A 15186-nucleotide genomic window follows, 5' to 3' on the forward strand; every position below is an offset into this window, starting at 1 on the left:
GTAGTTCTACGGGTCTTGCCGCTTTTTTCGGGGTGCCTGCGTAGCGTCAGATTTCCGGTTCCTCCGTAACCCCGGCTTCGGAGCTGTGGCCGACGAGTCCCTTTCCGCAGTGAGTGGCCTGACAGCGTGCGGCTCGCGCGCCTCGATCCCTTCCGTCCCGGGGATAGGGTCGGATTGTGCTGGCGCGGGAGCGGAACGACGGGCAGTGTGCGGAACGGGCAGGACGTTCCGACGCTGCAACTCGTCGACGCTCACCAACGGTGATGCGAGAACACTTTCGAGCAGCTCATCCTGAGCCGGCTGGAGCGCGACCAAATGCCACAGGACGGCCAGCACGTGTTGGAGTTCCTCACTCCAGGCAGGGAGCCACCGGTCGGGCCTGATGTGGTCCAGCTGGCTGACGGCCCTGCGAGACGGCGGCCCGGTCCTGCGTTTCAACCAGCCGTCGAGAACGTTCTGCCCGCTGACCCGGTACTCCCGCACTTCCTGAGTCACCGGACCGAAGACGCCTTGGCCGAAATGGATTTCGAGACCTTCGGCGTCGTGGACAAAACGCTCGGGTAACTCATCCCCACCGACCTGCCTCCGGTACGTGATCTCCGGCTGCGCGGTCGCCCAGACCTGACGGGCCCCACCGGGCCTCCCCACCACCGGGTCCACAAACCTCTCGCCGAAGGTCGAGGCCCAGATCACCTTCCGCCCGATATGCAGCGCCTCCGACCACAGTGCAACGTCACCGGTGAGGGGCACGCGCACACCGTTGGTGGTGAGCTCGTCGTCGAAGCGGGAGCGGAATCCGGGGTGAGCCGTGATCGCGGCGATATACGCGGCCAGGTCCTCGCCGGTGACAGGCACGCCACCGTAGGAGTTACAAAGGTGCTGGAGAAGGCCGGGAACCACATTGGAGGTGCCATCCTTCTGCAAGAGGGGGATCACCCTGCCACCACCCCAGCCAGCAAAGTGATCCATATCCGGCATCAGCGCGGTGAACAGGGTGGCGGGGCCGTCACCGAAACGTCCGGAGTGCTTCTCGACGATGTGTATTTGCCCACCGGCCCGGTTCTCCCACAGCTCCGGCGAGCATCTGTCGAGGACCCTGTTGTCCGGAATGATCCACTGTCGATCGAAGGGGCGGAAGGCGAAAAGTACCGGTTTCGGGCACTCGGGGCCCGCCTCCAGCATCGACCGCCGTCGCTGTGCTGCCCCTGGGAGGGGCTTGACCTGCCTGTCGACGGTACGGCTCTGGGTCTCCCTGAACAAAGCACGCTTCTCGGCAATGTCCGTCTCGGTGGTCAGCCGACGCCATCGGGAGCGCAGCGTGTCGGAGTCCGGGGAGTAGACCCACGTCCTCTTCGGCAAGATGCCGGGCAGAGTCCATGGCAGCAGGTCACCCAAGGAGGGGTACGTATCCCATGCTCCGCGTGGGGTGGGCGTGCACGGGGCATGGACGTCCTGGCGCACCGGCCGCCACTGGTGACTGTCCGGCTCGAGGGCCTCGAACTGCGCGTACTTCTCGTCACGGGTGCTTCCGTCCAGGGCCACGTACCTGATGTGGGCGAGTTCGGTGTCCGCCCTGCTGCGGACGAACACAGCGATCGCCAGTGGCTGCTGCACGCCCTCGAAGAGGCGTGTCCGCATCGGCGGCTGGATGCCCTCCGGGCTAAGGTCGATGATCCAACCCTCCGAACAAGTCTCACGCAGGTATTTTCTCATCCCCCGGAAACCAGGGCCGCTGAGGAAGCCCGCAGTACTGATAAAAGCGACGATTCCGCGGTCCGACTCGGAACGATGCTGTTCGAAGACCTTGAAGGTGGCCCAGCGCCAGAAGTAGACATACAGGTTCTTGAGCTTGTTCTCATGCACTCCGTTTCTGCCGCCTAGGCGGAAGTCATCCAGCAGAGGTGCTCTGTCGTCGTCCTCGCGGCCTTTCTCCACCCAACCGCCCTCACCCTCAGCTCTCTCACGGTCCGGCGGGTTGCTGATCATGACGGTGACCTTCTGCTCACGCTTGATCCAGTCCGCCTTGCGGGTGTTCTCGACCAGAGGATCGCCATCGGGCAGAAACGTGAAGAGCGTGGCCCTCTCATAGGGGTCTGCGAGGGTGTCGGCGAGATGAAGCCGTAGATCACCGAGCTGGGTGTCGGTGACTTGCTCGCGGAGGGTCTGGGTGATCCGCATCTGGGCGACCGCGTAGGCAGCCATCTGGCGCTCAAAGCCGATCAGCCGACCCGCCAACTGTTCCACCGCTTCACCGCGGAAGCCCTCCCCGCGGCGGGAGCGCTCCTCAGCGACCCTGTCGATGATCTCGCTGAGGAATGTGCCTGTGCCCATGGCGGGGTCGACGATCGTCACCTGCTCGTCGGCGAACCCCTCCACGCAACCCAGGCGGGTGCGCAGTACGGCGTCCGTGAAGCGGACCATCTCCCTCGCGAGGCGGGGCGGGGTGTAATACGTGCCGGAGCGTTTACGCAGCTCGCGATCGTATTTCTGTAGAAAATTCTCGTAGAGGTGAACGTGGGCGTCAGGCTTCTGAGCACGGATTGCCTCCCAGTTGACAGCGTCGATCACCTGCACGAGCGTGTCGATACGACGGGCGAACTCGGCGTCTACAGTCTCTGTCAGCAACTGCAGGGCTCGACCCATGACCGTGTTCTCTGCCTTCAACTCACGTGCAACGTCACCAAAGTTCCGGCCAGTGAGCGGTACGTTCTCGATCCGGGCCAGCAGCAGGGCGAAGGCGATCGTCTGGGTATAGCGATCGGCGAAGAGGTGGTCGGGGTCCTGTCCATCGGTCGAGGGGAAGAGCACCTTGCTCCAGTGGTGCGCGAGAGCGGTGAAGGGCTTGGGGACACGCCGCTGGCTGCGGGAGCCGTCCGGTGCTCTGCGTTCGAGGGCAAGCTGCTCCAACACCTCCTCACGCAGGTACTGGCACAGCGGCGCGATTGACGCCACCAACTGACCTACGGTGGTGATGGGTTGGGGCTGCCATCCGAGGAAATCCTGCAGTAGATCCCGAAACGCTGCCCCGTCGGCTTCACGCGTCCGCAACCGGCTGCCGGACCGGTATAGATCACCGTCAAGCCGGACCGTGCGGAGAGGCCGCGAACCGCCTCGGTACAGGGACCAAGTGTGGCCGTTGCTGTACAGGACGTTGGGCAGCCGACGCATCAGCTCCCACTGCTCACGGTCTCGCTTTGTGAAGCCGTCGGGCGTGACATCGTGACCAGGGGCTTTCAGCTCCAGGAAACCAGTGATGCGCCCCGAGGTCTCCACTGCGTAATCCGGACGCACCCGGGCCTCGGGCAGGGGGTACTCGGGGTGAAGACGAGGACTCAGCTTCCAGCGCGCCCCGAAAGTCTCCACCAGCTTCACCACCGGCGGGCTGATGGACGCCTCAGTGTCGCTGACCCGCAGACGCTCCCTGCACTCGGATCCAAAGTCCGCCACGAGAGCCCGAATCCACTCCTCCGGCACCTTGTCCCCCTCAAAGCTGTGGACGCGGACGGCCGATCACCGCAGACACAGCTTGTTGGAGGCAAAAGGGCCGGCTCAGGGCGCAGAGAGGGCGCGCGAGGGGCACGGACGGCGCGTTTCGTGCCTGCTGGGAAACCAGGTGCGAGTGTTGGTCAGGAAGAGCCGCCATAGCCGACGTGGGCCTTGCCAGTGCGCGAGGCGTCGTCGCAGAAGTACATGCGGGACGCGACGGAGTGCCCGTCGGCAACACTCAGGTGGATCTTCACGTACACGCACTTCAACGGGCCAGCTTCAGGCGGGAGGCACGCTCCCCGCGCCACTTCTGGTTGCTGCCGACGTCCTGGCCCTCCTCATTCCGTCACCGCAATGAACCACGGTGCGTGAGCCACGAGACGGGCGCACCCGTTGCCCCACCTCTCGAAAGTCCTGAGAAGCGTCTGCCACCATCGGGGTCAATTCGCTGACCAGGCAGATCCCGCAAGACGGGACAGCACATCCGGCGGACCGCTAGGAGTCAGTAGCGCTCACGAACTCCGCCCTCGAATCCGCAACAAAGTCAGCCATCATGACGCACTCCACACGATGGACTCACCAGGTCCCGGAAACAGGCCGAGCAGATCTACCGGATCCATGAATACAGGTCATAGGCCCTTCGCGGCAGGCTCCAGAATCGCCACACACTCCACATGCTGAGTCATAGGAAACAAATCAAACGCCCGAAGCATCCGCACCCGGTACCCGCCCTCCCTGAAGTACCCCAAGTCCCGGGCCAGAGCCGCCGGATCGCAGGCCACATACGCGATGCGGCGAGCGCCCAGGCCCGCCAGGTGTCGCACCGTCGACTTGCCCGCGCCCGCGCGCGGCGGGTCCAGGACGATGACGTCGACCTCGGTGATGCCGGTGCGCGGGAGGACCGACTCGACCTTGCCCTGTTCGATGCGGACGCGGTCGAAGGAGGCGAGGTTGTGGCGGGCGTCCTCGACGGCGCGCTTGCCGGACTCGATGCCGAGGACGGCCCCCTCGTCGCCCACGCGGTCGGCGATGGCACCCGCGAACAGGCCCACCCCGCAGTAGAGGTCGAGGGCGGTCTCGCCCTTGCGCGGCAGCAGGCCCTGCATGACCGCCGTCACCAGCGTGTCCGCGGCCTTCGGGTGCACCTGCCAGAAGCCGCCGTTGCCGACGCGGTACGTGCGGCCGTCCGCCCGTTCGCGGACGAAGGGGCGGCCGTGCACGCGGTGCACACCGCCGTCCTTCTCCTCCACGCGGAGCACGGAGACCGGCTTGTCGAGTTCGACGAGGGGGAGGCGGGCGCCCGGCCGCGGGGTCAGGATGACCTGGCGGTCCTGCGACCCCGTCGCCGCGATCGCCTCCACCGACTCCATGCCCGACCAGTCGCGCTGCTCGATGCCCAGTTCGGTGACGCCCTCCGCCGCGATCATGCAGTGGTCGATCGGCTCGACCTCGTGCGAGCGGTGGCGGCGCAGGCCCGCCCGGCCCGTCTCCGCGTCCACCGCGTACTGCACGCGGGTCCGCCAGGACGGCACCTCACCGGCGGGCAGCTTGTCGCCCTCGGCCGGCATCACCGTGCCGTCCCAGCCGGCCTCCTCGGGCGTGAGCCCGGCCAGCCGCTTCAACTGCTCGGCGATCACCTCGCCCTTGAGGCGGCGCTGCGCCCCCGGCTTCGCGTGCTGCCAGTCGCAGCCGCCGCAGCGGCCCGGTCCGGCGTACGGACACGGGGCCTCGACGCGGTCCTTGGACGCGTCGAGGACCGTCACCGCGTCGGCACGCAGGAAACGGGAGTCCTCTTCGCCCTCGGTCACCCGCGCGACGACCTTCTCGCCCGGCAGCGCGTGCCGTACGAAGAGGACCTGGCCCTCCTCCGTGCGGGCGACGCAGTGGCCGCCGTGCGCGACGGGGCCCACCTCGACCTCGTACTCCTGACCCACCAGCGAGTTCTTCGGTTCAGCCTGCATGGCGGGGTGACTCCACAACGTAAGGGGATGAAGGGGGGTGTACGGCGTGTACGGGGCGTACGAGACGGTAGGCCGCTCGGACAGCCGGACGCCAGCCGACCAGTCTACGTGCCGGATCCCCGTCCGCCCGCCAGGAGGACCGGACCCCCGTCCGCCCGCCAGGAGGAGGGGAGGGGGGACGGCAGGGAGGGGGGCGCGTACGCCCGCTACCCCTTCTTCCCCGACTTGCTCGGCTCCTTCGCCCGCTTCTCCACTGGCCCCCGCCGCACCGACCCCGGCGCGTTCCACTCCTGGCGCCTGCGCGCCCGCTTCTTCGCGGCCTCGGAGGACTCGAGCTGGTAGGGGACGGACGTGACCATCACGCCCGGGGTGAACAACAGCCTCCCCTTCAAACGCAGCGCGCTCTGGTTGTGGAGCAGGTGCTCGTACCAGTGGCCCACCACGTACTCGGGGATGATCACGCTGACCGCGTCGCGCGGGCTCTCCCGGCGCAGCGACTTGACGTACTCGATGACCGGGCGCGTGACCTCGCGGTAGGGCGAGTCGAGGACCTTCAGCGGCACGCTGATGTTCCGCCGCTCCCACTCGTCGCGCAGCGCTTTGGTCTCGGCCGCGTCGACGTTGACGCTCAGCGCCTCCAGGGTGTCCGTGCGCATCAGCTTGGCGTACGCGAGCGCCCGCAGCGTCGGCTTGTGGATCTTGGAGACGAGGACGATGGAGTGCACGCGGGAGGGCCGGACGCTGTCGTCGGACGGGCCTTCGGCCGCCGCGATCTCCTCGGACACCCGGTCGTAGTGGCGGCGGATCGCGCTCATCGTCGCGTAGAAGATGACCATGCCGAGCAGCGCCACCCACGCGCCGTGCGTGAACTTCGTGACGAGTACGACGATCAGGACCAGGCCGGTGAAGAAGGCGCCGAAGGTGTTGATCGCGCGGGAGCGGATCATGTGGCGCCGCTTGCCCGGGTCGCGCTCGGTGGCCAGGTGGCGGTTCCAGTGCCGGACCATGCCGATCTGGCTGAGCGTGAAGGAGACGAAGACGCCGACGATGTAGAGCTGGATCAGGCGGGTGGAGTCCGCGCCGTAGATCCACACGAGCAGCGCCGCGGCGCCCGCGAGGAGCACGATGCCGTTGGAGAACGCGAGGCGGTCGCCGCGCGTGTGCAGCTGGCGCGGCAGGTAGCGGTCCTGCGCGAGGATCGAGCCGAGCAGCGGGAAGCCGTTGTACGCCGTGTTGGCGGCGAGGAAGAGGACGAGCGCGGTGGCCGCGGCGAGGACGATGAACAGGAAGCTGCCGTCGCCGAAGACCGCCTCGGCGACCTGGGAGATCACCGGGTTCTGGACGTAGTCGCCGCCGAGGGCCGCGCCGTTGTCGAGGAGGTCCTTCGCGGGGTTCTCGGCCATGTGCACATTGGTCGCCATGGCGAGGCCGATGATGCCGCAGAACATGGTGACGGCGAGGCCGCCCATCAGGGCCAGCGTGGTCGCGGCGTTCTTCGACTTCGGCTTGCGGAAGGCCGGGACGCCGTTGCTGATCGCCTCGACGCCGGTGAGCGCGGCACAGCCGGAGGAGAAGGCGCGAAGGAGCAGGAAGACCATGGCGAAGCCCGCCAGGCCCTCGTGCTCGGCCTTGATCTCGTAGTCCGCGGTCGGGGCCTTCATGGTGTCGTCGAGGACGAAGCCCCGGTAGGCGCCCCACGCGATCATGATGAACACGCCGGCCACGAAGACGTACGTCGGAATCGCGAAGAGCTTGCCGGACTCCTTCACGCCGCGCAGGTTCATCAGCGTCAGGAGCACGATGACCGCGACCGCGCAGAGCACCTTGTGCTCGACGACGAACGGGACGGCGGAGCCCAGGTTCTCGATGCCGGAGGAGATCGACACGGCCACGGTCAGGACGTAGTCGACGAGCAGCGCGCTCGCGACGGTCAGGCCGGCCTTGGGGCCGAGGTTGGTGTTGGCGACCTCGTAGTCGCCGCCGCCGCTCGGGTACGCGTGCACGTTCTGGCGGTACGACGCCACGACGGTGAACATCAGCACCACGACCGCGACCGCGATCCAGGGGCTGAAGTGGTATGCCGACACGCCTGCGACGGACAGGACGAGCAGCACCTCGCCGGGGGCGTACGCGACGGAGGACAGCGGGTCGGACGCGAACACGGGGAGGGCGATGCGCTTCGGCAGGAGCGTTTCTCCGAGCCGGTCGCTGCGCAGTGCGCGCCCGATGAGGATCCGTTTGGGCACGTCGGTCAGTTTGGACACGCAGAGGATCGTAAGCGTTCCGTCAGGGAGGCGCCCACCCACCACCCCCAGGTGCTGCGGAATACCGGCCATGGCCCGGCGACGGCGGGTGGCCCGGGCCGGGGCCCGGGCCACCCGCGAACTCGTCGGCCGCGCGTCTCGGCGGCCCGCGCGCAGGGGCTCTCGGCTGGCACAGCGCCCCGCGCGCAGCGGCTCAGCGCCCCGCGCGCAGCGGCTCCCCGGCCGGTGTCTCCCCGTCCGCCGTCGGCCCCGCGACCCCGCGAGCGATCCGCTCCTCGGCCCGCCGTACCGCCTTGGACGGCCACCACGTCGCCCGGCCGAGCAGCAGCAGCGCCGCGGGCAGGATCATGACGCGGATCACGAAGGCGTCGAGCAGGACGGCCACCGCGAGCACGAAGCCCATCTGCTTCATCTCCAGGATGTGCAGCATCACGAAGCTCGCGAAGACGGTGACCATGACGATCGCCGCGCTCGTGACGACCTTGGCGGACGCGGCGATCCCGTCGATCACGGCCTGCCGCGTGGGCACGCCGTTCAGCGCGGCCTCGCGGATCCGGCTGACGACGAACACCTGGTAGTCCATCGAGAGACCGAAGAGGATCACGAAGAGGAAGAGCGGCACGCGCGAGGAGATGCCGTGCAGGGAGACGAAGGACAGCAGGTCCTCGGCCCACTCGCCCTGGAAGACGAGCACGAGCAGCCCGAGGGCGGAGGCAGCCGACAGGAGGTTGAGGCCGATGCCGAGCAGCCCGAGGACGACCGAGCGGAACGCGTACACGGTCATCGCGAACGTCATCAGGAGCAGCAGCCCGAGGACCAGCGGCAGCTTCTCGTTCTGGTGGTCCACGTAGTCCACGCCGCGCGGCACGTCACCGCTGACGCCCGTCTCGACGCCGTCGAGCTTGCCGACGGTCGCGGGCAGGTAGTCGTCGCGGATGTGGTCGAGGGCGTCGACGGCCTCGTCGGAGTACGTGGCGTGGCGGGAGCCCAGGTCCAGGGTGCTGACGCGGCCGTCGGCGGAGGTCTTGATCACGGGCCGGTCGTGGCGGGCGAGCAGCGGGTCGGCCGCGGCTTTGCGGTCGAGTTCGCGCAGCGCGCCCACGACCTGGTCCCGCTGTCCGGGCTCGGAGCCGACCACGACCTGGTAGCGGATGCGCAGGTCGGGGAAGGCGTGGAGCAGCCGGTCGTAGCCCTGCATGGCGGGGATCTCACGGGAGAAGCTGTCCCGGGCCGGGTCCTTGAGCTTGATGGTCGCGGCGGGCAGCGCGAGGCCCAGCATGACGAGGACCGACACGCACAGGGTGGCCACGGGGTGCTTGCGGGCGGGCGCGAGCAGCGCGTTCCACACCCGGCCCGGCTTCTTCTCGACGTCGGCCTTCACGGTCCTGCCGCGGGCGCGGCGCTTCTCCGCCCGCCGCTCCGCGCGCTGCCCGAACTTGACGAGCATGGCGGGCAGCACGGTCACCGAGCTGATCACGGCGACGGCCACGACGAGGACGGTGCCGGTGGCCAGTGAGTCGAAGATGACGTCCCCGGCGAGGTAGAGCGCGGCGGTGGAGACGATCACGGCGAGGCCGGAGACCACGATCGCGCGGCCCGCCGTCGCGGCGGCGGCCTCCACCTGCGCCTCCACGGAGAGCCGGCCGCCCGCGCGGGCCCGCTCCTCCCGCTCGCGCTTGAGGTAGAAGAGCGTGTAGTCGACGCCGACCGCCATGCCGATGAGCAGGATCATGTTCATCCCGACGCCGGTGTCGGGCAGCAGGTGCGAGGCGAGCATCGCCAGGCCCATGGTCGCCATGATCGAGGTGACGGCGAGCAGCAGCGGTACGCCGACCATCAGCACCGAGCCGAACACCAGGGCCAGCGTGATCAGCGTGACCGGCAGCGTGATGGCCTCGGAGAACGCGAGGTCCTTGCCGCGCTGGTCGTTGACGCCCTTGCTCACGGACGCGGCGCCGGTCTCCTCCACCACGACGTCCGGGTGGGCCTTCTTCACCTTCTCGGTCACCGCCTGGAGCGGGACGACGTTCTTCTTGCCCTCCTGCTCCGGGCCCTTGAGGGTGACCGGGACGCGGACGACCCTGCCGTCCTCGGAGCGGACGGGCGCCTCGACCTCGGCCACCTCGGGCAGCGCCTTCATGCGGCGGGTGACGTCCGCGACGGCCGCGTCGGCGGCGCGCCCGTCGAGGCGCCGCCCTGGTTCGGCGCTGATCAGGATCTGCTCCAGCGGCTTGATCTGCAGGTCGCCCTCGGCGGCCAGCGCCTCCGCGCGGCCGGCCTCGCCGACGCGGAAGTCCTCCGACGTCGCCTGGTTCATCCCGGCCGTGATGCCGACGCCCAGGCACAGCACCACGAACACGAACCAGCCGACGATCGCCCGCCACGGGTGCAGCGCGCTCCACCGCGCCACCCGCACTGTCATCGACCGCCTCGTGCCGCGCCCCATGTCCGGCCCCCTCGCTGCCATAGCGACCTCCCACCTTCATGTGTAAGTTGAGACTGACAGGTGAAGGTCGAAGACGTCAACTGTCAGGGAGCGAAGAGAGGAAGGGAGAGTCCGGTGGACGGAGGGTTTGACAGTGGTTCAAGCCATGCGTAAGCCTTGGCTGACAGGTTTCGGGACGGCGCGAAGGCGGGCCATGCAGGCCATGAACAGCGAGGAGCTGCTGGCCTTTCTGGCGGCCGTCGGACACGCGCAGCGCCTGAGGATCATCAAGGAGCTGGCCACCGGCACCTTGTACGTCAGCGAACTCGCCCGGCGCCTCGGCGTCTCCCGGCCCCTGCTCTACATGCATCTGGAACGCCTGGAGAAGGCCGGCCTGGTGATCGGCCGACTGGAGCTCTCCGACGACGGCAAGGCCCTCAAGTACTTCGAACTCGCGCCCTTTGACGTGCAGTTGAACGTCGATACGATCCTCACGGCTGCCCGCCTCGACGGGGCGGACGCCCAGCGGGACGGGTCGGGCGAAGCCGGAAAGCACTCACCAAAGGGGACGCCCCAATGAGCGACGCGATCATCCCGATCGCTTTCTTCCTGATCCTTGCCGGCGCAATCGTGGCGGTGGCCAGATTCCAGACGCAGCGCAGCCGTGAGCGCGACCGCGAGTACGCGGAGGCGATGGAGGGTTACCGCAAGGCACTGGACTCGGCCACGGTCCAGCAGGAAGCCATCCGCACCCAGCTCACCGAGCTGAATGTCCGGGTCCAGTCGATGGAGAGCATGCTCCGTGCCGTGGAGTGAACGCGCACGCGACCTCTGACCATGGCGGCCAAGCCGTTAACGTGGACTCGAGCAATGACGGGCAGCAGCCGAGGGCGAGAGTCATGAGTAGGGCATTTACGCAGGTCACGAGGTTCATGAGGAGCGCGGGGTAACGACGTGCACATCGTCATCATGGGCTGCGGGAGAGTCGGTTCCGCTCTCGCGCAGACCCTGGAACAACAGGGGCACACGGTCGCCGTCGTCGACCAGGACCCCACCGCATTCCGCCGTCTGGGCTCCGGGTTCGGCGGCCGCCGTGTGACCGGCGTCGGCTTCGATCAGGACACCCTGCGCGAGGCCGGCATCGAGGACGCGGGCGCCTTCGCCGCCGTCTCCAGCGGCGACAACTCGAACATCATCGCCGCCCGCGTGGCCCGCGAGATGTTCGGCATCGAGAACGTCGCGGCCCGTATCTACGACCCGCGCCGCGCCGAGGTCTACCAGCGCCTGGGCATCCCCACGGTCGCCACGGTCCGCTGGACCGCCGACCAGATGCTGCGCCGGCTGCTCCCCTCCGGGGCCGAGCCGCTGTGGCGCGACCCCACCGGCGGTGTGCAGCTCGCCGAGGTGCACGCGTCGGACTCCTGGATCGGCCAGAAGATCAGCCGTCTGCAGGACGAGACCGGCGTACGTGTCGCGTTCCTCACCCGGCTCGGCGAGGCGGTCCTGCCGACGTCGCAGACGGTGCTCCAGGAAGGCGATCTGGTGCATGTGATGATGCGCACCGACGAGGTGGAGAAGGTCGAGGCGGCCTTCGCCGAGGGCCCCGAGGAGGGCGGTCACTGATGAGGGTCGCCATTGCCGGAGCGGGCGCGGTGGGCCGTTCCATCGCCGGTGAGCTCCTGGAGAACGGCCACGAGGTCCTTCTCGTCGACAAGGCGCCGACGGCCATCTCCGTCGAGCGCGTCCCGCAGGCCGAGTGGCTGCTCGCCGACGCCTGCGAGATCACCTCGCTGGACGAGGCGGCGCTGCAGCGCTGCAACGTCGTGATCGCCGCGACCGGCGACGACAAGGTCAACCTCGTCGTCTCGCTGCTCGCGAAGACCGAGTACGGCGTCCCGCGGGTCGTCGCGCGCGTCAACAACCCCAAGAACGAGTGGCTCTTCAACGAGTCCTGGGGCGTCGACGTCGCGGTGTCCACGCCGCGGCTGATGTCCGCGCTCGTCGAGGAGGCGGTGAGCGTCGGCGACCTCGTCCGTCTCCTGCGCTTCAGCCACGGCGACGCGAACCTCGTCGAGCTGACGCTGCCGCCGGAGTCGACGCTCGCGGGCACCCGCGTCGGCGACGTCCAGTGGCCCGAGGACACCTCGCTCGTCACCATCATCCGGGGTACGCGCGTTCTCGCGCCGACACCGGACGACTCGCTCGAAGCGGGTGACGAACTCCTCTTCGTGGCCGCGCAGGCGCGCGAGGAGCAGTTGGAGGACCTGCTGTCTGCGCGTAACTAGCCGTTGGCTTTACGCAGGTGGGGGCGCCCGGAGAGTTCCGGGCGCCCCCACCTGCGTGAGCGTCTATCGGCCCTTCGGGCCTCGTCCTCAAACGCCGGACGGGCCTCGTCCTCAAACGCCGGACGGGCTTGATTTCCCCGCCTTGCGTTCCTCTTCGGCTTTCTCCGCCGCTTCCATCTCCGCGAAGACGTCGATCGGCGGCGGGGCCTTGGCCAGGAAGATCCAGGTGAAGTACACCGCGAGGACCATCGGCGGCAGCTTCAGGGCGATCAGGACCCAGCCGAGCTGCTCGGTGTCCGCCCACCAGTAGAGCGGGAAGAGGATGGCGTACTTGGCGAGGAAGATCAGGCCCCAGGCCAGGGACGCCTTCGTGTACGCCTTCTTGCGGCCGGGGTTGCGGGTGCGCCAGGAGAGGTTCTCGCGGAACACCGGGCCGAGGAGCAGGCCGAGCAGCGGATAGCCCACGAGCGCGGAGAGGAAGAACGCCGCGCCGAGGCCGGTGCCGTAGATCATTCCCGGCAGGTAGAAGTCCTTGGCGTTGCCCGTGAACATGGCGAAGGCCACGCCGAACGCGACGCCGAAGACGCCACTGAAGGCGTGCTTCACCGTGTCCCGGCGGACCAGGCGGACCACCACCAGGATCACCGCGACGGCCAGCGCCGCGATCGCCGACAGGTGCAGGTCCTTGTTGATCGTGTAGATCAGCACGAACAGCAGGCCGGGCACCATCGTCTCGACCGTGCCCCGGATGCCGCCGAAGGCGTCGAACAGCGCGGCCTGCGTCAGAGCCCTGGTGTCCGTGTCGTGGGGGTGCTCCCCCGCGGCCTGGTCGGTCGGCTTGTCGACTGACGTCACCGGCTACTCCCGTCCGAGCGGTCTGAGTTCGTACTTGGGATTGAAGAGCACTCTGCGGCCCCGGTCTATGGAGATCCGGCCCGACGCGATCAGGCGGCGCCCCGGCTCGATGCCCACGATGGAGCGCCTGCCGAGCCACACGACGTCGAGCGCGGCGGAGCCGTCGAACAGCTCCGCCTCCAGGGCCGGGACACCGGCACGCGGCCGCAGGGTGACCGTGCGCAACGTACCAGTAACCGTGACTATCTGGCGGTCGTGGCAGTCGCCGATGCGTGTGCACCCGGCCGTCTCCGCGTCCTCGCGCAGCTCCTGCGACTCCAGGTCCTGCTGGGAGGACGAAAGCCGGTCGAGCATGCGCCGGAAGCGACCGGTCGGCTTGCCGGATCCAGGAACAGCACTCATACCGGAAGCGTACCGGTGGCCACCGACACCCCCACAATGGGTGCGCTCACCTGTGCATATGCCCGCTCGCTACCGCTCGAACCGGTATCCCATCCCAGGCTCCGTAATGAAGTGCCGCGGGTGCGCGGGGTCCGCCTCCAGTTTGCGGCGCAGTTGTGCCATGTAGACGCGCAGGTAGTTCGTCTCGGTGCCGTACGAGGGCCCCCACACCTCCTGGAGGAGCTGCTTCTGGCTGACGAGACGGCCCGCGTTGCGCACCAGGACCTCCAGGAGGTGCCACTCCGTGGGGGTCAGGCGTACGTCGCGGCCGTCGCGGTTGACCTTCTTCGCGGCCAGGTCGACCGTGAAGTCCTCGGTGTCCACCATCACGTCGTCCTCGCCGGCCCCGGTGGGCTCGGCGCGGCGCACGGCGGCCCGCAGCCGGGCGAGGAGTTCGTCCATGCCGAAGGGCTTGGTCACGTAGTCGTCGGCGCCGGCGTCCAGGGCCTCGACCTTCTCGTCCGAGCTGTGCCGGGCCGAAAGGACCAGGATGGGCACGCGCGTCCAGCCGCGCAGCCCCTTGATCACCTCCACGCCGTCCATGTCGGGCAGACCGAGGTCGAGCACGATCACGTCGGGGTGGCGGGCGGCGGCGAGCTGGAGGGCGGTGGCGCCGTCCGGTGCCGCGTCCACGTCGTACTTGCGCGCCTTCAGATTGATCACGAGGGCGCGTACGATCTGCGGCTCGTCGTCGACCACGAGCACCCGGGTCATTCCTACCTGCCTTTCGGGCTTGTCAGCGCCGCGTGCGCGGCATTCGGCGCCGCTCAGGCGGCTTTCGGCGCCGCGTGCGCGGCTGGCGGTGGCGGTCACGAGGTCATCTGGGCGGAGAGGTCGGGTACGACGGGCGGTCGCCCGGCCGCCGCCTGGAGGGTGAGCACCATCGTGAGGCCGCCACCTGGAGTGTCCTCCGCGGCGAGGGTTCCTCCCATGGATTCCACGAAACCGCGGGCGACCGCCAGGCCGAGGCCGACGCCGCTGCCTCGTGGAGCGTCACCGTAGCGCTGGAACGGCTCGAAAATGCGGTCCTTGGCGTCATCCGGGACACCGGGCCCCCGGTCGACCACCCTCAGCTCAACGCGGTCGCCGAGCGCGCTGGCCGAAACGAAGACGGGTTCATCCTCGGGCGCGTACTTGACGGCGTTCTCCACGATGTTGGCGACGGCGCGCTCCAGGAGGCCCTTGTCGACGGCGACCATCGGCAGCGCCTCCGGGATGTCGAGGTCCACGCTGCCGTCGGGGACGCCGCCGAGCGCCATCGGCACCACCTCGTCGAGGTCGATCTCGCGGATCAGCGGGGTGACCGTGCCGGTCTGCAGGCGTGACATGTCCAGGAGGTTGCCCACGAGGTGGTCGAGGCGGTCGGCGCCCGCCTCGATGCCTTCGAGGAGCTCCGCCTGGTCCTCGTCGGACCACTCCACGTCCTCCGAGCGGAGGCTGGAGACGGACGCCTTGATGCCGGCGAGCGG

12 protein-coding genes are annotated in these 15186 nt (G+C 68.6%); 4 read left to right on the forward strand and 8 right to left on the reverse strand.

Going from position 1 to position 15186, the window contains the following annotated elements; genetic code table 11:
- Window positions 1-6 precede the first annotated feature (6 nt).
- The 4 genes from STRAU_RS38375 to STRAU_RS38390 all read right to left on the reverse strand — a co-directional run bounded on the left by STRAU_RS38375 (window position 7) and on the right by STRAU_RS38390 (window position 10133).
- Window positions 7-3375 (reverse strand): type ISP restriction/modification enzyme, encoded by a 3369-nt coding sequence (locus tag STRAU_RS38375; RefSeq protein ID WP_259300116.1) that lies wholly within the window; start codon window positions 3373-3375, stop codon window positions 7-9.
- A gap of 740 nt (window positions 3376-4115) precedes the next feature.
- Window positions 4116-5447: a class I SAM-dependent RNA methyltransferase gene (locus tag STRAU_RS38380; protein ID WP_016645780.1), complete on the reverse strand. Its 1332-nt coding sequence runs from the start codon at window positions 5445-5447 to the stop codon at window positions 4116-4118.
- Window positions 5448-5653: 206 nt separating this feature from the next.
- Complete coding sequence (locus STRAU_RS38385) at window positions 5654-7711, reverse strand: APC family permease (protein ID WP_016645781.1); 2058 nt, start codon at window positions 7709-7711, stop codon at window positions 5654-5656.
- A gap of 193 nt (window positions 7712-7904) precedes the next feature.
- The gene (locus tag STRAU_RS38390; RefSeq protein ID WP_259300117.1) at window positions 7905-10133 is read right to left on the reverse strand and encodes an MMPL family transporter; all 2229 of its coding nucleotides are present in this window, start codon (window positions 10131-10133) and stop codon (window positions 7905-7907) included.
- 226 nt (window positions 10134-10359) lie between these two features.
- On the opposite strand from STRAU_RS38390, the gene STRAU_RS38395 reads away from it, so the two are divergent.
- From STRAU_RS38395 to STRAU_RS38410, 4 genes are all read left to right on the forward strand, one after another.
- Complete coding sequence (locus STRAU_RS38395; RefSeq protein ID WP_037664712.1) at window positions 10360-10716, forward strand: ArsR/SmtB family transcription factor; 357 nt, start codon at window positions 10360-10362, stop codon at window positions 10714-10716.
- A complete protein-coding gene (locus tag STRAU_RS38400) occupies window positions 10713-10952 on the forward strand; it encodes a hypothetical protein (RefSeq protein WP_016645784.1) in 240 nt (79 codons plus the stop codon). Before STRAU_RS38395 ends, STRAU_RS38400 begins: the two co-directional genes overlap by 4 nt.
- A gap of 138 nt (window positions 10953-11090) precedes the next feature.
- Window positions 11091-11759, forward strand: coding sequence for a potassium channel family protein (locus tag STRAU_RS38405; protein ID WP_016645785.1), 669 nt, complete (start codon window positions 11091-11093; stop codon window positions 11757-11759).
- A complete protein-coding gene (locus tag STRAU_RS38410) occupies window positions 11759-12421 on the forward strand; it encodes a potassium channel family protein (RefSeq protein WP_016645786.1) in 663 nt (220 codons plus the stop codon). The genes STRAU_RS38405 and STRAU_RS38410 overlap by 1 nt, the downstream gene beginning before the upstream one ends.
- 111 nt (window positions 12422-12532) lie before the next feature.
- On the opposite strand, the gene STRAU_RS38415 is transcribed toward STRAU_RS38410, so the two are convergent.
- From STRAU_RS38415 to STRAU_RS38430, 4 genes are all read right to left on the reverse strand, one after another.
- Window positions 12533-13276 (reverse strand): DUF3159 domain-containing protein, encoded by a 744-nt coding sequence (locus STRAU_RS38415; protein WP_016645787.1) that lies wholly within the window; start codon window positions 13274-13276, stop codon window positions 12533-12535.
- Window positions 13277-13279: 3 nt separating this feature from the next.
- Window positions 13280-13678: an OB-fold nucleic acid binding domain-containing protein gene (locus STRAU_RS38420; protein WP_016645788.1), complete on the reverse strand. Its 399-nt coding sequence runs from the start codon at window positions 13676-13678 to the stop codon at window positions 13280-13282.
- 69 nt (window positions 13679-13747) lie between these two features.
- On the reverse strand, window positions 13748-14431 hold the full coding sequence (locus STRAU_RS38425) for a response regulator (protein ID WP_016645789.1): 684 nt from the start codon (window positions 14429-14431) through the stop codon (window positions 13748-13750).
- A gap of 95 nt (window positions 14432-14526) precedes the next feature.
- A partial coding sequence (locus tag STRAU_RS38430; protein ID WP_037664704.1) for a sensor histidine kinase occupies window positions 14527-15186 on the reverse strand: 660 nt, incomplete at its 5' end.

The sequence above is a fragment of the Streptomyces aurantiacus JA 4570 genome, assembly GCF_000414115.1.
Taxonomy (GTDB): Bacteria; Actinomycetota; Actinomycetes; order Streptomycetales; family Streptomycetaceae; genus Streptomyces; species Streptomyces aurantiacus_A.